The following is a 19,136-nucleotide window of genomic DNA, read 5'->3' on the forward strand; positions in this document are numbered from 1 at the left end:
TTTCGGGGTTTAAAATTAGTAAAAAATATGTTATCAGAAATATAAACATTATTTAATCTGCTATTAAAACTGAGATAACATCAGATCAATACTTTTGCCGCTAAAAATTCATGAGAGCTTATCCACTGCTTGTAATTGTCCTTCTGATAGCATTTGCAGTAATGTCTTTTAATCCTGTTTATAAAGGAAAAGAAAGCGAAAATACATTTATCAATAAAGGGTTGTCTAACTTTAAAACGAAGCTTGAACAGCTGAAATCAGATGTTGATAAGTTCTCTGAAGACCGTATTTCTATAGAAGAACTGCAGAAATCCCTGAGCAGTACAAGAAACTCATTCAAAGAAATAGAATTCTACATTGCTTACCATTATCCGGAATTTACAAAAACCCACCTTAACGCAGCGCCATTGTTCCATATTGAAGCAGCGGGAACATCCGCATATACACTTCCTCCTGAAGGATTGCAGGTGCTTGATGAACTGATATTTTCAGAAGAGGCAGGAAACGAGAAAGAAAAGATCAAAACCATTACCGCCTTTTTATACAACAGTTATTCCAGATTTTATCTAAGTGCTTTAAAAAATGGATTGAGCAAAGGAAACAACAAAACATTGCCTTTACGTGTAGAGCTGATCAGGATCTACTCGCTTGGAGTCTCAGGCTTTGATACACCGGGTTCTCTTAACATTTCTGAGGAGACAAGCCATGCTCTTTCGGGAATGCAGAAGTATATTAATGATGATCTTTATTTTAAAAATTATAATACTCAGAAAGCCAATCAAACTTTAACAGAAGCAATTAACTACCTTTCAAAAAATACCGATTTTGAAACCTTTGACAGGATTGAGTTTTATAAAAAATATATACAACCTTTATATGAAGAGTTGGGGAAATGGGACGGAAGACCGGACGATCTTAAAGAATTTTCAGGCTGGAATGCGGGCAGCAAAAACTTTTTCAGCAGCAACTTTTTAGATCCTTATTTTTATACTTTACTGAAGTCCCCGGAAGATAACCCGGAACTCCGTAAACTAGGAAAATCTATTTTCTATGATCAGAACTTAAGCGGTAATGGGAAAATGAGCTGTGCAACCTGCCACCTTCAGGAAAATGCTTTTACAGATCTTAAAGCAAAATCACAAAGCAATGTAGAAGGGAAGACGGTTCTGAGGAATTCTCCCTCTCTGTATAATGCTGTTTTTGCCAAAAGATTTTTCTATGATCTTCGTGCCTTTTACCTTGAGCAGCAGGCAGAACATGTCATCTATAATGAGCAGGAATTCAATACAAGCTATGAAAGCATTATTCAGAAATTAAAAACAAAACCAGAATATAGAAAAGCATTCCGAAATGCCTTCAAAGATGGCAGAATAAGCAAAGAAAACTTTTCAAAAGCTTTAAGTTCTTACGTGGCTTCACTCTATTCATTTGACAGCGATTTTGACCGTTTTATGAGGAATGAAAACAATGTTTCCGATGATGTGAAAAAAGGATTCAACCTGTTTATGGGAAAGGCCAATTGTGCAACCTGTCATTTTGCACCCACTTTTTCCGGATTGGTACCTCCGTTTTTTAATGAAAATGAATCCGAAGTACTGGGAATAACTACCAGACCCATCAAACAGCTTCCTGTGGAACTTGACAAAGATTTGGGAAGAGGAAACAGCCCGGTAAAAAAAGAAAAATCATGGATTTATGATTACTCTTTCAAAACAGTAACCGTTAGAAATATTGCGCTTACAAAACCTTATTTCCATAACGGAGCTTTCAACACCCTGGAAGATGTTCTCGACTTTTATAATGAAGGCGGCGGAGAAGGATTAGGATTAAAAATTAAAAACCAGACGCTGGCACCGGATAAATTAAACCTCAACGAAAAAGAAAAGAAGCAAATTATCGCCTTTCTGAATGCTCTTACAGATGTGAGTAAAGCGAAGTAGGTGGAGTTTGAGGGTTTGAGGGTTTGAGAGTGAGAAGATGGAGATTCGGGGTTTCGGGTTTCTGAAGACCGAGATTCGGTAGGAATGATATGGTTTTAATAAAAAACAGGCTAAATTTTGAAACTTGTATAGATGTGATCTATGAAGGTTTCAAAATTTAGCCTAAAGCTTTACAGATTGGCTCAACCTGTCTTTTTATTTGTTTTGGATCAGCTTTTCCAACTTATCAATCATTTCCAGCTGTTGTTTTAGCATACGCTCATAAAGTTCAACCATTTTGTCAAGGGGATTGAATGTGGGTTGGTTATTAAAAAAGGCTGGTTGTTGACAATTATCAAAAGAGGCTGTATTAGAAATAATGTTTATCGCTTGTTCTTCATCAAAATTCTCAATCGCTTCTGCCGGAACCTTCAAAATCTGAGCTACCTGCATCAAAACATCAGACTCTACAATTTCTTTTTGTTCCAAAAGAGAGACTTTCTTCTGATTCCAGTCGTCACCTAATTCAAAAGCTAAAGCTTCCTGTTTGATACCAAGCATTTCACGGAAACGTTTAATATTTCTGCCCTGATGTATTTTTTTGTTTTGCATAGCTGTGTCAATCATAATAACAAATATAAAGTTTTAAGAGATAAGAATAAAACTCGTTTTTAAAATAAATTATCTTCTAAAATACTCATGTTTCGAATAAAAATTTCTCTTTTCTGGCAGATTTATCGTGTTAAATAGATCTTGTTTGGTAACAATTAGTAAATAAAATAATTGCATTTCGCTCCCAACCCGAGATCCCGCACCTCGTATCCCGGATTACTTAACACAAAATTAATCCCATTAACATTAGGTTTTTGATAAGTTAATATTGGGTGATTTAGATTTAAAATCCTATTAACAGAGGAAAAGTTCTAAAAAAATAGTTTTGCAAAGTCTAATAAATAAAATAAAAAATGAAGAAAAAATTACTCACAGTGGGAGCGTTGGCCATACTGGCCGGTTCTGGTATTCAGGCGCAGACTCTGATATTCAATAAGAATGCGTCATGGAAGTATAAAGATAATAACCAGGCTCAGCCGGCAGGATGGAATGCTGCAACATATGATATTTCAACCTGGACAACCGGAAACGGTCCCTTAGGATATGGAGATCCGGTAACGACTACCATCAATTCCGGGCTTACTACAGCTTATTTCGCCAAAGATTTTACAGTAGATCTTTCAACACTTTCCGATACTATGGAACTTGGAGTAATGAGAGATGACGGTATTATTGTATATCTTAACGGAGAAGAAGTTGTAAGAGATAATATGCCTGCAGGTGCTGTTACATTTAATACTTTCTCCAGTACTACTATAGATGGAGCAGCAGAGAGTGTTTATAATATTTTCTCCATTCCAAAATCAAAATTTGTAAACGGTGTCAACAGATTTTCTATTGAATTACACAACAGAAGTACAACCAGCTCAGATTTAAGAATTGATGCTTATCTGAAAACAACCACCAATACAACTACACCTGTAGCTTGTAACGGAACACATATCAGCTGCTTTACTTCAATTGTTCCTACAGCACAAACCAATAAATTAATTATCCCTGCGGAGCATAAATATCAGCTTATTTTAAAAGAAGGAGACAGCTATACTGAAGGAGGAGGAATGGTAGGAGGTCAGAATGACTTTACCGGCTACGTTCCAAAAACAGGAAGCAGTACCAACGGATATCTTTCGGTAAACCATGAAACGAATCCTGGAGGAGTTACCATGGCCGAAATTAATTATAATGCAACTTCAAAGCTTTGGCAGCTGACAAAATCAAGAGCCGTAAGTTTTTCAGATCCAAGTTTGGTACAAACCATCAGAAACTGCTCAGGAGGAATTACGCCATGGGGAACTGTGGTGACAGCTGAAGAATCTGTTACATCTAATGATGTGAATAATGACGGGTACAAAGACTACGGATGGTTAGTGGAAATTGATCCTGCAACAGCACAGGTTATTTCTAAAAATACTGATGGTTCCAAAGGAAAACTTTGGCAGATGGGAATCATGAACCACGAAAATGTAGTAATTAATAATGCAGGAACTATAGCTTACTATGGAGAAGACGGCGGAACTCACATGGTATACAAATATGTAATGGATACTCCCAATGATCTTTCTTCCGGAAATCTTTATGTTTTAAAATTAGATCAGGGATTAACTGCAGTGGGAGATCCGGCAGGAACTACGGCAACATGGGTTCAGGTTCCAAACAAAATGAAAGCAGACCAGAACAATACCGCATCACTTGCACAATCTTTGGGTACAAAATTCAATGGAGTAGAAGACGTGGACATCAGTCCGTTAGACGGAAAGATCTATTTTACAGCCAAAGGATTAGACAGGGTATATCGTCTGCAGGATAACGGAACTACAGCGTCTCAGGTAGAAACATTTGTAGGAGGAGGTTCTTCTGTATATTCTTTCAATACAGCTCAGGGAACGAAGTCTGAAGCCTGGGGAGACGGAAATGACAACCTTACTTTCGATGAACTTGGAAACCTTTGGGTGCTTCAGGATGGAGGTAAAAACTATATCTGGGTCATTGCTCCTGATCATACGCAGGCCAACCCTAAAGTAAGATTATTTGCTTCTATGCCGGCAGGTGCAGAACCTACAGGACTTACATTTACACCAGATCACAAATTCGGTTTCTTCTCTATTCAGCATCCGGATTCAACGATCTCTACCGATGTGGATGCTACAGGGAACACGATTGATTACAGAGGGAAATCGGCAACAATTGTAATTGCCCTTAAAAATAACCTTGGAACTGAAGGAACTTTAGGAACTGTTGATAGCAAAATTGAAGAAAATACAGTAACGGTAGCACCAAACCCAACCTCAGGAATCGTGAAAATCAATTCTGTAAAAGGATTGAAAGATATTTCTGTAACAGCTTACAGCATGGATGGGAAAATCGTTTACACCAAGAAGTTCAACGGAACCAACAAAGCATTGGACCTTGATTTCACACAACAGTTGGAAGGATCGCGAGTTTTGGTTTTAAATATTGAAGCTGAAGGAGGATTCCAGAAAACAGTTAAACTTGTAAAGAAATAAATTATTTATAATTCTTGTCTGTCGGCAGCTTGGGTTGCCGGCAGACCTTTTTATGTTTATGAAAAAGCTTTTCTTATTGATTTCCATGATCTCCCTTTCACAGGTTAAAGCACAGATTGATCCGGTGAAGTATCCTACGTTTACCAATATTGAAGATGCTTTAAATAGTGAAAAAACAGTCTATAGTATGAGTTTCAGAGAAAAAGGTCTTTTTAACCTTCCTCCTCAGATTGTAAAACTGGATTCATTATTCTTTTTGAATATTATGGCGAATAAGCTTGAGAAAATGGATCACGAACTCTTTGCCCTAAAAGAACTGGAAATATTAAATGTGAATGAAAACAGCATTAAATATATTCCGGATGAGGTAGGCAATCTGAAGAAACTGACTACCTTTTCAATGAATCTGAACAGTCTGACAAGCATTAATCCCAATCTTGCAAAACTTCAGAAATTAAGAGCAGTACATTTTGATGCCAATAATCTAAATACCTTTCCGGAAGTCCTTATGGAAATTCCCGCACTGGAAGAAATCAATCTTCAGGGAAACCAGATCAGCTTTATTGCAGACAAACTTGATCAGATCAAAAACCTGAAATTTTTGAACCTTTCAGATAATCAGATCAATGATCTTGGAAACCTGTCTTTTCCTGAAAATTTAAAATATCTTGAACTGCAGCAGAACGCTATCATAAAACTCCCTGAGAATCTTTTCAAAGCAAAGAATCTTGAATTTCTGAATGTAAGCGGAAATCATATCACAGAAATTTCACCCAAAATAAAAGGGCTGAAAAATATCGTCAGCATGAATCTGGCCAATAATAATCTGAAAGATATTCCTGTAGAAATCAAACAACTTAAAAAGCTGAAAACATTGATACTCACAGGAAATCCTATAGAAAAATCTACCATTGAGAATTTAAAAACCTTACTGCCGGAAACCCAGATCTATTTCTAGAACTATCCGCCAACACGTTTGGTTTTATATCCCATTTCTTTAAGGATATTCATTATTTTATCACGGTTATCTCCCTGAATGATAATCGTTCCATCCTTCTCAGAGCCGCCTATACCCAAGGTGGTTTTTATTTTCTTTGAGATTTTTTTCAGGTCTTCCTCGCTGCCTTCCCAGCCTTCAACAATCGTTACAGGCTTACCATTTCTCCCTTTTTTCTCAAACTTGCATACCAAAGGCTCTTTCTGCTTGAATTGTTCTTCAGGCATCTCAAAATCCTGCTCTTCATGATCAGGAAAAAGATTCTTCAATTGATCTCGTAAATCCATAAAGCAAAATTAAAAAGATTTACTGATTAATAGACTGAAATGAGTAACGAAATTTCAATTTTTCAATACTGTTAAGATTTTAAACCTTGAGAGAGCTAATTGTATGGAAACAACAAATCAATTAAAAATCAGACATAAGTTTTTATATTTTTGATCGTTATATACAATATATTTAAAAACTAGTATGAAAGCCAGATACATTTTTGCATTTCTTCCTTTAACTTTTGGAATTGCCAAAGCGCAGACAAATTTCTCCACCGATCCACTGAGTACAGTTTTTGAAACAAGAGATACCGACTGCTTCTGGAAAGCATTTGACAAGATGGAAACCTCTAAAGAAAACCCGTTTGCAGATTATGTCAAAAACGGATCCCAGGGAGTAAAAGGATTTACGAAATTCAGAATCATCAATGCCGATTCGTTATATTCAAAAGTAAAAAAGAGAAGGGAAGACTATTTGAAAAGCCGCAATGTGCTGGCTGGGATAAAGCAAAAGGAAAAAAAGATAAGAGCGATCTACAGTGCCCTGAAATACTGGTATCCGGAGGCAAAATTCCCACCGATATATTTTGTTTACGGAAGATTCAATTCAGGCGGAACAACCTCTGACGATGGAATTATCATCGGAACTGAAATGCTCAAAAATCTTGACGGCGTTACCGGACTTATTGCCCATGAGCTGATTCATTTCGAACAGAACGCAGAAGGAAAGAATACCTTACTGAAGCAATGTTTGGTAGAAGGCGGAGCAGATTTTATAGGGGAGTTTATCTCCGGAGAACATATCAATCCCGTACCGTTCCAATACGGGGAAACGCATTCTGATCAGTTGTTTAAAGAATTTGTATCCATTCTGAAACAGGAAGAGCAGAAAGACTGGTTGTACGGAGTGAGCAAAAAAGATGATCGCCCCAATGACCTGGGATACTGGATAGGTTACAGAATAACCGAATCTTATTTCAATAAACGGGCAGACAAGCATAAGGCAATTCATGATATCCTGAATATTAAAAATCCATTGCTGTTTCTGAAAGAAAGCGGCTTTCTGGATAGCTATATAAAAGAATATACAAAGAAAAACAATATGAAATTCGATGACTTTTTTAAAGAATAACCAATAGAAGATAAAATTCCAATCTGCGTCATCATTAAAATCTGCTAATAGAAAAAAAATAGAGCTTGTAGATCCTCTTGAAGACGCAGATTTTTTATGCCTTTTCATAAAGAAACCGGGGGCAAATAAAATTCAGGAGTCCAAATTCTTCTATTCATAGGAAATTAGGTAAATTTGTCTAACAAAAGTTTTACAAAATGTCGAAAAAAGCAATACTTGCCATTCTTGACGGATGGGGATTGGGAACAAACCCTAACGTTTCTGCAATAGATAAAGCAAACACACCATTCATAGACAGCTGTTACCAAAAATTTCCACACACTACGCTTGAAGCAAGTGGATTGGCTGTTGGGCTGCCTGCAGGGCAAATGGGAAATTCCGAAGTAGGACACATGAACCTGGGAGCCGGAAGAGTAGTATACCAAAATCTGGTAAAGCTGAATATGGCCGTTGAAAATGGAACACTGGGGCAGGAAAAAGTGATCCAGGATGCTTTTGAATATGCTAAAAGGGAAAATAAAAAAGTACACTTTATCGGGTTGGTTTCCAATGGAGGAGTACATTCACATATCAATCACTTAAAAGGATTACTGACCGCTGCAAAAGAGTTCGGACTAAATGAAAATGTTTTTGTTCATGCATTTACCGATGGCAGAGACTGTGATCCGCACTCTGGACTAGGGTTTATCGATGAGCTTCAGAAGCACATGGAAGCTACTACAGGAAAACTGGCAACAGTGGTTGGGAGATACTATGCCATGGATAGAGATAAGAGATGGGAACGTGTAAAACTGGCTTATGATGCCCTTGTAGAAGGAGTAGGCGAGCCGTCAACAGATGCGTTGGCTTCTATTAAAACTTCTTATGATAACAACGTTACCGATGAATTCCTGAAACCCATCATTTTAATGAATACTGAGGCTACAGGAAATGTAGTGCCAGTGGCAAAAATCATTGATAATGACGTAGTGATCTGCTTTAACTTCCGTACAGACAGAGGTAGAGAGATTACAGAAGTTCTTTCTCAGAAAGATTTCCCGGAATATGATATGAAAAAGCTGAATCTTTATTATATCACATTAACGAATTATGATAAAACATTCCAGAACGTACAGGTAGTTTTTGATGAAAATGTACTGACGGAAACTATGGGCGAAATTCTTGAAAAAAATGGAAAATCCCAGATCAGAATCGCAGAAACAGAGAAGTATCCACACGTTACTTTCTTCTTCTCAGGAGGAAGAGAACAGGAGTTTGAAGGAGAAAAAAGACTTCTTTGTCCAAGCCCGAAAGATGTTCCCACTTACGACCTGAAACCGGAAATGTCAGCATATGACATTACCAATGCTATCGTACCTGAACTGGAGCAGGGAACCGCTGATTTTGTTTGTTTAAATTTCGCCAATACAGACATGGTAGGGCACACAGGCGTTTTTGAAGCTGCTGTAAAAGCGGCCGAGGTTGTGGATCAGTGTATTGAAAAAGTGGCTGCAGCTGCCTATGAAAATGGCTACGCTGTTTTCATTCTTGCCGACCACGGAAATTCTGATGTTATGATCAACGCAGACGGAACTCCTAATACCCAGCACTCCACAAACCTGGTTCCTTTTATCGTGATGGATAAAGAGCATACATGGAATCTCAAGCCGGGGAAACTTGGCGATGTAGCGCCTACAATTCTTAAAGTAATGGGTGTTGAAATACCAGATGCAATGACAGGAGACGTTTTGGTTAATTAAAATTCAATAATATTATTAAAAAAATGCCGTTATGCTTTAGTAGCGGCATTTTTTTATGATTTATGTCAGAAAATGTATGACTTGCATAATTTATTATGCGTTAAATAATAAATAAATCATATCTTTGTTAATTAAAACTGAATAGTAAAATGTATCAAAAGCTTGTTAGGAAAGAAGTAATGGGATTATTGGAAAAGGAAGTAGGTTCTTTTCTTGATAAATTTTTAACGCCAATTGAAAAAATCTGGCAGCCTTCCGATTATTTACCAGATCCTTCAAGTGAAGAATTTAAACATGACTTAGAAGAAATTCAGACTTTTGCCCGCGAAATGCCCTACGATCTTTTTGTAACATTGATTGGTGACTGTATCACAGAAGAAGCTCTTCCTTCTTATGAGTCTTGGTTGATGGGTGTTGACGGAATCAATCAGGAAGAAAAATTAGGCTGGGCGAACTGGGTAAGAGCATGGACCGCAGAGGAAAACAGACACGGAGATTTATTAAACAAATATCTTTATCTGTGCGGAAGAGTAAACATGAGAGAAGTGGAAATCACAACTCAATATCTTATCAATGACGGATTTGATTTGGGAACAAGTATGGACCCCTACAGAAATTTCATTTACACAAGCTTTCAGGAAACAGCTACCAATATCTCTCACAGAAGAGTAGGAACATTGGCAAAACAATCCGGAAACGGGAAATTAGCAAAAATGTGTGGTGTTATTGCTGCAGACGAAGCAAGACACGCTAAAGCGTACAAACATTTCGTAGCAAAAATTTTGGAAGTAGACCCCTCAGAAATGATTCTTGCATTTGAAGATATGATGCGTAAGAAAATTGTAATGCCTGCTCACTTAATGAGACAGTCCGGACAAAAAGCTGGTGAACTTTGGGGACATTTCTCAGATGCTGCACAAAGATGTATGGTCTACACAGGTCAGGATTATATCAATATTATGAAAGACCTTCTAGATGAATGGAAAATTGAGCACGTAAAAGGTCTTACAGAAAAAGCAGAAAAAGCTCAGGAATACCTGATGAAGCTTCCTGCTAGGCTACAGAAGATAACAGACAGAGTTTCCACTCCGGATCTTCAGTTCCAGTTTAGCTGGGTAAAAAGCTAATAAGATCTGTATTATTATTTAAAATATAAAAGTATTGAGTGCCTTTCTTTTTGGCACTCTTTTTATTTCTTATCTTTGCAAAGCTAAAAAAAGAACAAAATGTTAAATAATAAAAAGATTGCTGTTGACTTTGACGGGACTATTGTTGATGACGCTTACCCGGCCATTGGAAAACCGAAAACTTTTGCATTCGAAACTTTAAAAAGACTTCAGTCTGAAGGATTCAGATTGATACTTTGGACATACAGACACGGAAAAACATTAGATGAAGCGGTAGAATTCTGTAAAAAAAACGGAATCGAGTTTTATGCTGTGAACTCAAGCTTTGAAGGAGAAGTTTTTGATCCTGAAAATCAGTCCAGAAAATTGGATGCAGACTGGTTTATCGATGACAGAAACTTAGGAGGATTTCCGGGATGGGGCGAGATCTATAATATTATTCAGGAAAGAATAGAATTCCGTGTAGAAGGAAAAGAAGTTCTTGCCTATTCAAAACTTAAAAAAGAAAAGAAAAAAGGACTTTTCTGGTAAAATATAACAATTTAGCAGTGTACCAATTTATCAATTAAGATTGTTACACTGATACATTAATACATTGGTAAATTAATACAATGATTCAATTAAAAACGATAGACGAATTACGTCTGATGAAGGAGAGTGCCCGTCTGGTTTCGAAAACACTGGGAATGTTGGCAAAAGAAATTAAACCGGGGATTACTACTTTATATTTAGATAAACTGGCTCATGATTTTATTAAAGATCATGGCGCTGAACCTGCATTCTTAGGATACGGAGGGTTTCCAAACTCTCTTTGTATATCTCCCAATGAGCAGGTAGTTCATGGTTTTCCTAACAATGACATAGTAAAAGAAGGAGATGTTCTTTCTGTAGACTGTGGAGTTATTCTGAACGGTTTCGTAGGAGATCATGCCTATACTTTTGAAATTGGGGAAGTAAAGCCTGAAATTAAAAAATTACTGCAGATTACCAAAGAATCTCTATACAAAGGGATTGAGCAGTGTGTCAGAGGAAAGAGGATCGGAGATATCTCCCATGCGATTCAGGCACATTGTGAAAAAGAAGGATATGGAGTGGTAAGAGAGCTTGTAGGACACGGATTGGGAAGAAAAATGCACGAGGATCCACAGGTTCCTAACTACGGAAGACAGGGAAGCGGAAAAGTGATTAAAGACGGTTTAGCAATTGCAATCGAACCAATGGTTAACATGGGAACTGAAAAAGTGAAGTTCCATAATGACGGATGGACAGTAACTACCTTAGATAACATGCCATCTGCTCACTTCGAGCATGATGTGGCAGTCATCAATGGTAAGCCGGTATTGCTTTCTACATTTGATTATGTATACGAAGCTTTAGGGATTGTAAGTGATGAAGAAAAGCAGTTCCAACTGGATTTTTAATGAAAAAGGTAACGAAGCTTTTACTGAATAAAATTCCTCGCCCTATGCTTATTAAAATGAGTATCTGGGCAAGACCGCTTATTTATCAGTTTTTCAAAGGAGATCAGTTCTTTGATCCTATTGATGGAAGATCTTACAGAAAATTTCTTCCTTACGGATATGGAAAACAAAGAGAAAATGCTCTTTCTCCGGGAACGTTAAGTTTGGAAAGACACCGCCAGATGTGGCTGTATCTTCAGAACGAAACTGATTTTTTCATTAAGAATTATAAAGTTCTCCATATTGCTCCCGAACAGGAATTTTTAAGGAAATTCAAGAGAATGAGCAATCTGAATTATATCTCGGCAGACTTATATTCTCCCATTGTGGATGTGAAGGCCGATATTCTGGATTTACCTTTTGAAAATGACAGTTTTGATATTGTTTTCTGTAACCATGTTCTGGAACACATTGAAGACGATGCAAAAGCAATGAGCGAGCTGTACAGGGTATTGAAACCCGGCGGGTGGGGAATTCTTCAGGTTCCGATGAAAAATTCATTGGAGAAAACCTATGAAGATTTCACAATTAAAGATCCAAAAGAACGTCAGAAACACTTCGGGCAGTACGATCACGTTCGTTGGTACGGAATGGATTATTTTGACCGTTTAAGACAGGCAGGCTTCCAGGTAGAACCGAACTTCTATTCACAGAAATTCTCTGAAGAAGAAATAAAAAAATTCGGGTTAAGGCATAATGAAATCTTACCTGTAGTTTATAAAAAATAAAGCAAAACCCGTTTCAGTAGTTGAAACGGGTTTTTATATGAAGAATGACCAGTAAATGGGTGAATGCTTCTGGAAGTTAATTGTACAAAAGAATATTTGTTTATCTAATCCTCTGAACTTTTGTATACTTTTGCTTCAGGGTAAAATTAAAAATAACAAAAAAACATATATTCAGCCATATAAAATAAAAAACCGCCTTCAATACGAAGACGGTTTCCATTTTTAATTATAGATATAAGTTTGTGCGCTTTTTAATGTGAGGAAGATACAGCCTTTAATCCTACCACAGAGCCAATAAGTGTTACAATAAAAAATACTCTCCAAAAGCTTACAGGATCCTTAAAGAACATAATTCCCATTAAGGCAGTTCCCACTGCTCCGATTCCTGTCCATACCGCATAAGCAGTTCCAATAGGTAGTGTTTGAGTCGCTTTGATCAGCAAAAGCATACTGATTGTCAGTGCGATCAAAAATCCCGCATACCACAGGTACATTTCAGTTCCTGAGGTTTCCTTTGCCTTTCCCAGACATGATGCGAAGGCAACTTCAAATAATCCTGCGATAACTAATATTAACCAATTCATTTTTTAAATTTTTCTAATGCAAATTTCAGAATTTGACAGGAGAAAAAATTTTACAATTGTTAAAAAATGAAGACGGAGGAAAAGATGAAAGCTGGAAGCTGGAAGAAAAAACAGAATATATAATATCAGTATCAATATCAATAGAGGCGGACTTTAGTCCGCTTATAATATAAGAATCATTCCGTTGGCTTTAACCCAAACATAAATTAAGGATCGCAGAATTTTTTAATCATTTAATCCTTCAATTTTTAATCTACTTGATTTCGGCCCGTATCCTACTCAAACTTACCTGAGTAATCCCAAGATACGACGCAATATATCCCAGCTGAACCCTTTTTAGCAGTTCAGGTTGATACGCCATAATATCTTTATAACGTTCCAGAGAAGTTTTGAACTGTCTGGAAATAATCAGTTCTTCAGATTTTATCATTTCTGCTTCTGCCAGCTTTCGCCCCCAGTTGGCAATATGGATATCTTCATTGAACAGTTTTCTTAGGTTTTCTGTTTCCATTCTGTACAGATCACAGTCCTCCAGAAGTTCAATGCTTTCATAGCCGGGTTTGTCCTCCACATAGCTTTTCATCGAGAGAATACACTGTCCCTCGCTTCCGAACCAGAAAGTAATATCATTGTCAGCTGTTGAAGAATAAGCACGTGCGATCCCTTTTCTTATAAAATAAAGATAAGGAATCACTTTATCAGCTTCCATAAGACAAAAACCTTTAGGATGGGAAACTTCACTAATATGCTCTTTTAAGCTGTTTTTTGAGGTTTCAGGAAGAAGGTAAACCTTATCAAGAATCTGGTCTATATTCATAAAGGTGAATTCTAATAGTCAAAAATATCAGTTTTAACTAATGCAATACAAAATTATCCGCTAGTTTTTGTAAGAAATATTATTATAAAGATGATCAAAATTATTCCGAATTCAACCTATTTATTGTCAAAATTACAATGGAAAGAACAGTAATTGCTCCATTTGGAGCGGTTGCAAAAATTTAACGAATTTTTGACGGGGTGGTTTGCGCAGCAATCTACTCTCTGTAAATCTCCTTTTCTCATCCCATATTTAGAAATATAACTCTCTTTTTTCCTTTAAAAATTAAGATTAACCGTAAAGACCAATTTTGTTTTACTAACTTTGCAGTTCGTAATATTATTTTTATGCACAAAGCTGGATTTGTAAATATAGTTGGAAAGCCCAATGCGGGAAAATCGACCTTGCTTAACCAATTAATGGGGGAGAAGCTGGCGATTGTAACGCAGAAAGCGCAGACAACCCGTCACAGAATTTTTGGGATTTATAATGAAGATGATCTTCAGATCGTATTTTCTGATACTCCGGGAGTATTGGATCCAAAATACGGACTACAGGAAAAAATGATGGATTTTGTAAAGGACTCTTTGCAGGATGCTGACGTTTTCCTGTTTATTGTAGATGTTACCGATAAAGCAGAACCATCAGAATTTTTAATAGATAAACTGAATAAAATCCCGGTACCTGTTCTTCTTCTTCTTAATAAAGTAGACCAGACGGATCAGGCAGGCCTTGAAAAATTGGTAGAAGAATGGCATAACAGAATTCCTAAGGCTGAAATTTTACCTATTTCTGCATTGAATGCCTTTAATACAGACGTTATTTTACCTAAAATAAAATCTTTACTTCCTGAAAACCCTCCTTACTACGATAAGGATCAGTATACAGATAAACCTGAAAGATTTTTTGTTAATGAGGCTATTCGTGAGAAAATTCTCTTGAATTATGATAAAGAAATTCCATACTCTGTAGAAGTAGTGACTGAACAGTTCAAAGAGAAAGAAGGAATTATCTTTATAGACTCTATTATTTATGTAGAAAGAGATACTCAGAAAGGAATTATTATCGGGCATAAAGGAGAAGCTATCAAAAAAGTTGGAACAGAAGCCAGAATAGACCTTGAAAAGTTTTTCACCAAAAAAATTCACTTAAACCTTTTTGTAAAAGTGAAAAAAGACTGGAGAAAGAACGACAGAGATCTTAAAAATTTCGGTTACAGATAGACTAAAATAGCCTGTAATCCCGTTGTATTAACAGATTTTTTTAGTACCTTAGTGTAAATTTTTTAGTACATGAACTATAATAATTCAAATTTCAGCTCAATACCTAAAGATATTATTTTACTGGCTGTGAGAGTGTTTGTTGGTTTTGCCATGCTTTCTCATGGTTTTCCAAAGCTTCAGATGCTATTGGCAGGTGGTAAAATTGAGTTTTTTGATTTTATGGGATTAGGACCGCAGGTATCTCTGATTCTGACGGTTTTTGCTGAGTTTGTATGTTCAATACTACTGATATTAGGACTTTTTACAAGAATTTCTCTGGGATTTCTGATCTTTACCATGATCATTGCTGCTTTTGTAGTACATGGAGCAGATTCATTCGAAAAAAGAGAAATGAGCCTTATCTATCTTTCCGTTTATCTTTTGCTTATGGTAATTGGTGCTGGAAAATTTTCAGTAGATCATATGATTGAAAGAAGAAAAAGAGCTTCAGACTGGTAATTTTACAACAACACAAAATAAAGAAGGCACTTCACGAAATGAAGTGCCTTTTCTGTTATTAATAATTGCACTGTGGTAAGCATTTTCAGATCAGAGCTCTGTTTTCATCTCTTACTCTGCAAGCCATCAAACCGTTATCACATAACGGAGCATTTCCTCCGTTGATCATTTTTTTTAATTTCTCATATTATTATTTGTAAGATAAATAATAAAAAAAAGAAATATGACACTAAAAGGAGTCTTATTTTCAGTGTTAAAAATCTTTTAAAATTCACTACATTCGTAGAAAATTAATTTTTTATGAAGATAAAACTGACTATTTGCCTTCTGGCATTTCTCAATTTTTATGATGCACAGGAAAATATTACGTATCAAAAACCTTCTGCTGAGATCTTAAAGCTGGCAGATTATGACAGACCTCCGGGTGTTTTGATGAACAGCAAAAAAGACTGGGTAGTTTTTACCTATCGTCCAACATATAAAACATTGGAAGATCTCAGCCAGCAGGAAATGAAACTTGGAGGACTAAGAATCAATCCGGTGACTAATATTTCTAGCACTGCAACTTATTCAAATAATCTGAAGATCAGAAAAATCAATGATAAAAATGAAATTCAGGTAAAAAATCTGCCATCCAATCCAAAAATTACCTACGTTTCTTTTTCACCGGATGAAAAAAAACTGGCTTTTACCAATACCACTGTTAAAGGAGTAGAACTTTGGGTAGTGGATATGGAAACTGCGTCTGCCAAAAAAATTACAGCAGATAATCTGAATGCCAATCTGGGAATGCCTTATGTATGGTATAATGATTCTCAAAGTTTCCTGATCAGAACACTTCCACAGAACAGAGCTGTTCTTATAGATGCCGCTAAAGATCTTCCTACAGGCCCTATTGTTTCAACAGCAGACGGCAAAGTTTCTCAAAACAGAACGTATCAGGACCTTTTGAAAAATCCTCAGGACGAAAAGAACTTTGAGACCCTTACTGCTTCTGAAATTTATAAGGTAGATCTTACAGGAAATCTTAAGAAACTGAAAGATCAGGATATGTATGCCGGCTTAAGTTTTTCTCCGGATGGAAATTACCTGTTGGCTACTATGATCAAAAAACCATTTTCCTATATCGTTCCGCTCAGTAGATTCCCATCCACAACGGTTGTCTATGATATGAAAGGAAATATTGTGAAAACAGTAAATGATGTTCCCTTAAATGAGATCATGCCTAAAGGATTCTCTTCGGTAAGAACCGGGAAAAGAAATATGGGGTGGAGAAGCGACGCGCCTGCAACACTTACCTACGCTGAAGCTTTGGACGGAGGAGATCAGTCTAAAACAGCAGATTTCAGAGATGAGATATTTACATGGGAAGCCCCATTCACAGCAGCACCAAAATCCTTCTTTAAAACCAAGCAGAGATATCAAGATGTAGTCTGGACCAATGATCATTATGCGATTGTTTCTGAAGGCTGGTATGACACAAGAAATACAAAGTCTTACCTGATAGATATTAACAACGGAGAATCTAAAGTTTTTGATGACAGAAATTATCAGGATGTATACAGTGATCCGGGAAGATTTAACACAACGAAAAACCAATATGGACGGTATGTAATCAATATGAAAGGAGGAAAAGCTTATCTGATCGGAGATGGATTTACCAAAGACGGACAGCATCCTTTTATTGATGAAATGGATGTAAAATCCCTGAAAAAGAAAAGGCTTTACACTTCCAATATAAAAAACGGTAAGGAAGAAATTATTGATATCCTTAACGCCTCTAAGGGTGAAGTCCTTACGACTCAACAGTCACCAAGCCTTTATCCTAATTATTTCAAAAAAAATATTAAATCTAATAAAGCAGAAGCTGTAACCAACTTTGCCAATCCTTTTGAAAGCATCAAAGATGTTTACAAAGAAGTGATTACTTACAAGAGAAATGATGGCGTTACTTTGACGGGAACTCTTTATCTGCCTGCCAACTACGACAGAAAAGCGAAAAAAGAGAAGCTTCCGTTGCTAATATGGGCTTATCCAACTGAATATAAGGATAAGAATACAGCAGGCCAGAACACACAAAACCCGAATGACTTTACTTTCCCATATTACGGATCTTTTGTGTATTGGACAACAAAAGGATATGCTGTTCTTGATGATGCCGCTTTCCCGATTATCGGTGAAGGAAAAACAGAACCTAATGATACTTTTATTCCCCAGTTGGTTGCCAATGCAGCGGCAGCTATTGATGCGGTAGATCATTTAGGATATATCGACAGAAAGAAAGTGGCTGTAGGAGGACATTCTTATGGTGCATTTATGACGGCAAACCTTCTGACCCATTCTAACCTCTTTGCATGTGGAATTGCAAGAAGTGGTGCTTATAACAGAACGTTGACACCATTCGGGTTCCAGAGTGAGCAGAGAAACTATTGGGATGTTCCGGAAATCTACAACACAATGTCTCCTTTCATGCATGCCGACAAAATGAAGACTCCGCTTCTTCTGATTCACGGTGATGCAGATAATAACCCGGGAACATTTACATTGCAGACTGAAAGATACTTTCAGGCATTGAAAAATCTGGGCGCTCCGGTAAAAATGGTTCTTCTTCCAAAAGAAGCCCACAGTTACCAGGCGAAAGAAAATATTTTACACCTTTTATGGGAGCAGGATCAGTTCCTTGAAAAGTGCTTGAAGAAATAAATAATAAAAGAGACTGTTTCCTATCAACAGTCTCTTTTTTTGATTAAAAAAAATAATAAGGAAGTTGGGGTGTTAGTTATATTGTAGTTAAAAGCGCTTCAAAATCTCATCAATACTCTTAAGCTCCATAAAATTCGGATGTTCCAGGTTTACATCATGCTGTTCATGACTCCAGGTGATATGATAAGGAATATGAGCGGCAGATCCACCGATTTCTAATACCGGCAAGACATCTGATTTGATAGAATTTCCAAGCATCAGAAAGTTTTCAGGCTGGCAGTCCAGATGCTCCAGAAGCTTTTTATAGTCATTTTCTTTTTTATCACTCATGATTTCAATGTGATGAAAATAATCCTGTAATCCCGAATTTTTAAGTTTACGTTCCTGATCCAGAAGATCCCCTTTTGTAGCGACAACCAGTCTGTATTTTCCCTTTAAGCTTTCAAGGGTTTCAGTAACGCCATCAAGCAATTCAATGGGTTTCTGAAGAAGTTCCTGACCTAGCTGGATAGCTTTGTTTACTAGTTCCAATGATGCTGTATTATTAGAAACTCTACCGATGGTTTCAATCATGCAAAGCATAAATCCTTTTACTCCATAGCCATATAAATGAAGATTCTGCATTTCTGTTTTAAACAATTCCTGTGATATTGAATGCTGTGGAAGATAATCTTCAAGCAGCCTGCAGAATTCTTTTTCTGCTTCCTGAAAATAAGGTTCGTTGATCCAAAGTGTGTCATCTGCATCAAAGGCAATCGTAGTAATATGATTATTCATTTTTGTTTTGTAATTTTCTTTCCGCAAAATTCAATATAAAAACTCAA

General features: G+C 36.7%; 18 protein-coding genes. 13 read left to right on the forward strand and 5 right to left on the reverse strand.

The window, feature by feature from the left end:
* The first annotated feature begins 110 nt into the window (after window positions 1–110).
* On the forward strand, window positions 111–1,940 hold the full coding sequence (locus BW946_RS01645) for a cytochrome-c peroxidase (protein ID WP_076594499.1): 1,830 nt from the start codon (window positions 111–113) through the stop codon (window positions 1,938–1,940).
* A gap of 195 nt (window positions 1,941–2,135) precedes the next feature.
* On the opposite strand, the gene BW946_RS01650 is transcribed toward BW946_RS01645, so the two are convergent.
* Entirely contained in the window at window positions 2,136–2,546 is a 411-nt protein-coding gene (locus BW946_RS01650) for a helix-turn-helix domain-containing protein (protein WP_076594500.1), read from the reverse strand.
* A 338-nt stretch (window positions 2,547–2,884) separates the two neighbouring features.
* On the opposite strand from BW946_RS01650, the gene BW946_RS01655 reads away from it, so the two are divergent.
* The gene (locus tag BW946_RS01655) at window positions 2,885–5,035 is read left to right on the forward strand and encodes an alkaline phosphatase PhoX (protein WP_076594501.1); all 2,151 of its coding nucleotides are present in this window, start codon (window positions 2,885–2,887) and stop codon (window positions 5,033–5,035) included.
* A 58-nt stretch (window positions 5,036–5,093) separates the two neighbouring features.
* Window positions 5,094–5,993: a leucine-rich repeat domain-containing protein gene (locus BW946_RS01660; protein ID WP_076594502.1), complete on the forward strand. Its 900-nt coding sequence runs from the start codon at window positions 5,094–5,096 to the stop codon at window positions 5,991–5,993.
* Window positions 5,994–5,995: 2 nt separating this feature from the next.
* Here the strand turns inward: BW946_RS01660 and BW946_RS01665 are convergent, their stop codons facing one another.
* Window positions 5,996–6,319 carry a translation initiation factor gene (locus BW946_RS01665; protein WP_034696743.1) on the reverse strand — a complete coding sequence of 108 codons (324 nt, stop codon included), beginning with the start codon at window positions 6,317–6,319 and terminating at the stop codon, window positions 5,996–5,998.
* A gap of 184 nt (window positions 6,320–6,503) precedes the next feature.
* Between BW946_RS01665 and BW946_RS01670 the strand changes: the two genes are divergently transcribed.
* The 6 genes from BW946_RS01670 to BW946_RS01695 all read left to right on the forward strand — a co-directional run bounded on the left by BW946_RS01670 (window position 6,504) and on the right by BW946_RS01695 (window position 12,487).
* Window positions 6,504–7,433 (forward strand): DUF2268 domain-containing putative Zn-dependent protease, encoded by a 930-nt coding sequence (locus BW946_RS01670; protein ID WP_076594503.1) that lies wholly within the window; start codon window positions 6,504–6,506, stop codon window positions 7,431–7,433.
* Between the two features lie 197 nt (window positions 7,434–7,630).
* Window positions 7,631–9,172, forward strand: a complete 1,542-nt coding sequence (gpmI, locus tag BW946_RS01675; protein ID WP_076594504.1) for a 2,3-bisphosphoglycerate-independent phosphoglycerate mutase — start codon at window positions 7,631–7,633, stop codon at window positions 9,170–9,172.
* A gap of 149 nt (window positions 9,173–9,321) precedes the next feature.
* Entirely contained in the window at window positions 9,322–10,299 is a 978-nt protein-coding gene (locus tag BW946_RS01680) for an acyl-ACP desaturase (protein WP_047431293.1), read from the forward strand.
* Window positions 10,300–10,398: 99 nt separating this feature from the next.
* Window positions 10,399–10,830, forward strand: coding sequence for a BT0820 family HAD-type phosphatase (locus BW946_RS01685; RefSeq protein ID WP_062670258.1), 432 nt, complete (start codon window positions 10,399–10,401; stop codon window positions 10,828–10,830).
* Between the two features lie 80 nt (window positions 10,831–10,910).
* Window positions 10,911–11,720, forward strand: a complete 810-nt coding sequence (gene map, locus BW946_RS01690; protein WP_076594505.1) for a type I methionyl aminopeptidase — start codon at window positions 10,911–10,913, stop codon at window positions 11,718–11,720.
* Entirely contained in the window at window positions 11,720–12,487 is a 768-nt protein-coding gene (locus BW946_RS01695) for a class I SAM-dependent methyltransferase (protein ID WP_076594506.1), read from the forward strand. The genes map and BW946_RS01695 overlap by 1 nt, the downstream gene beginning before the upstream one ends.
* Window positions 12,488–12,738: 251 nt before the next feature.
* Here the strand turns inward: BW946_RS01695 and BW946_RS01700 are convergent, their stop codons facing one another.
* Entirely contained in the window at window positions 12,739–13,071 is a 333-nt protein-coding gene (locus tag BW946_RS01700) for a DMT family transporter (protein WP_076594507.1), read from the reverse strand.
* Window positions 13,072–13,103: 32 nt separating this feature from the next.
* On the opposite strand from BW946_RS01700, the gene BW946_RS21320 reads away from it, so the two are divergent.
* On the forward strand, window positions 13,104–13,244 hold the full coding sequence (locus tag BW946_RS21320) for a hypothetical protein (RefSeq protein ID WP_170872042.1): 141 nt from the start codon (window positions 13,104–13,106) through the stop codon (window positions 13,242–13,244).
* An 80-nt stretch (window positions 13,245–13,324) separates the two neighbouring features.
* Here the strand turns inward: BW946_RS21320 and BW946_RS01705 are convergent, their stop codons facing one another.
* Window positions 13,325–13,888 carry a Crp/Fnr family transcriptional regulator gene (locus BW946_RS01705; RefSeq protein ID WP_076594508.1) on the reverse strand — a complete coding sequence of 188 codons (564 nt, stop codon included), beginning with the start codon at window positions 13,886–13,888 and terminating at the stop codon, window positions 13,325–13,327.
* A gap of 347 nt (window positions 13,889–14,235) precedes the next feature.
* On the opposite strand from BW946_RS01705, the gene era reads away from it, so the two are divergent.
* The 3 genes from era (at window position 14,236) to BW946_RS01720 (ending at window position 18,312) form a co-directional block, all read left to right on the forward strand.
* On the forward strand, window positions 14,236–15,111 hold the full coding sequence (era, locus tag BW946_RS01710; RefSeq protein ID WP_076594509.1) for a GTPase Era: 876 nt from the start codon (window positions 14,236–14,238) through the stop codon (window positions 15,109–15,111).
* Between the two features lie 69 nt (window positions 15,112–15,180).
* Window positions 15,181–15,609 (forward strand): DoxX family protein, encoded by a 429-nt coding sequence (locus tag BW946_RS01715; protein WP_076594510.1) that lies wholly within the window; start codon window positions 15,181–15,183, stop codon window positions 15,607–15,609.
* A gap of 300 nt (window positions 15,610–15,909) precedes the next feature.
* Entirely contained in the window at window positions 15,910–18,312 is a 2,403-nt protein-coding gene (locus BW946_RS01720) for an alpha/beta hydrolase family protein (protein ID WP_083688763.1), read from the forward strand.
* 87 nt (window positions 18,313–18,399) lie between these two features.
* On the opposite strand, the gene BW946_RS01725 is transcribed toward BW946_RS01720, so the two are convergent.
* A complete protein-coding gene (locus tag BW946_RS01725) occupies window positions 18,400–19,089 on the reverse strand; it encodes an HAD family hydrolase (RefSeq protein ID WP_076594511.1) in 690 nt (229 codons plus the stop codon).
* Window positions 19,090–19,136: the final 47 nt, after the last annotated feature.

The sequence above is a fragment of the Chryseobacterium sp. RU33C genome (genome assembly GCF_900156015.1).
GTDB classification, from domain to species: domain Bacteria; phylum Bacteroidota; class Bacteroidia; order Flavobacteriales; family Weeksellaceae; genus Chryseobacterium; species Chryseobacterium candidae.

What these genes read in the sequence shown, in the direction of transcription:
- BW946_RS01645 (WP_076594499.1), top strand. Translation starts at nt 111, where the DNA reads ATGAGAGCTTATCCACTGCTTGTAATTGTCCTTCTGATAGCATTTGCA.
- BW946_RS01650 (WP_076594500.1), bottom strand. Translation starts at nt 2,546, where the DNA reads ATGATTGACACAGCTATGCAAAACAAAAAAATACATCAGGGCAGAAAT.
- BW946_RS01655 (WP_076594501.1), top strand. Translation starts at nt 2,885, where the DNA reads ATGAAGAAAAAATTACTCACAGTGGGAGCGTTGGCCATACTGGCCGGT.
- BW946_RS01660 (WP_076594502.1), top strand. Translation starts at nt 5,094, where the DNA reads ATGAAAAAGCTTTTCTTATTGATTTCCATGATCTCCCTTTCACAGGTT.
- BW946_RS01665 (WP_034696743.1), bottom strand. Translation starts at nt 6,319, where the DNA reads ATGGATTTACGAGATCAATTGAAGAATCTTTTTCCTGATCATGAAGAG.
- BW946_RS01670 (WP_076594503.1), top strand. Translation starts at nt 6,504, where the DNA reads ATGAAAGCCAGATACATTTTTGCATTTCTTCCTTTAACTTTTGGAATT.
- gpmI (WP_076594504.1), top strand. Translation starts at nt 7,631, where the DNA reads ATGTCGAAAAAAGCAATACTTGCCATTCTTGACGGATGGGGATTGGGA.
- BW946_RS01680 (WP_047431293.1), top strand. Translation starts at nt 9,322, where the DNA reads ATGTATCAAAAGCTTGTTAGGAAAGAAGTAATGGGATTATTGGAAAAG.
- BW946_RS01685 (WP_062670258.1), top strand. Translation starts at nt 10,399, where the DNA reads ATGTTAAATAATAAAAAGATTGCTGTTGACTTTGACGGGACTATTGTT.
- map (WP_076594505.1), top strand. Translation starts at nt 10,911, where the DNA reads ATGATTCAATTAAAAACGATAGACGAATTACGTCTGATGAAGGAGAGT.
- BW946_RS01695 (WP_076594506.1), top strand. Translation starts at nt 11,720, where the DNA reads ATGAAAAAGGTAACGAAGCTTTTACTGAATAAAATTCCTCGCCCTATG.
- BW946_RS01700 (WP_076594507.1), bottom strand. Translation starts at nt 13,071, where the DNA reads ATGAATTGGTTAATATTAGTTATCGCAGGATTATTTGAAGTTGCCTTC.
- BW946_RS01705 (WP_076594508.1), bottom strand. Translation starts at nt 13,888, where the DNA reads ATGAATATAGACCAGATTCTTGATAAGGTTTACCTTCTTCCTGAAACC.
- era (WP_076594509.1), top strand. Translation starts at nt 14,236, where the DNA reads ATGCACAAAGCTGGATTTGTAAATATAGTTGGAAAGCCCAATGCGGGA.
- BW946_RS01715 (WP_076594510.1), top strand. Translation starts at nt 15,181, where the DNA reads ATGAACTATAATAATTCAAATTTCAGCTCAATACCTAAAGATATTATT.
- BW946_RS01720 (WP_083688763.1), top strand. Translation starts at nt 15,910, where the DNA reads ATGAAGATAAAACTGACTATTTGCCTTCTGGCATTTCTCAATTTTTAT.
- BW946_RS01725 (WP_076594511.1), bottom strand. Translation starts at nt 19,089, where the DNA reads ATGAATAATCATATTACTACGATTGCCTTTGATGCAGATGACACACTT.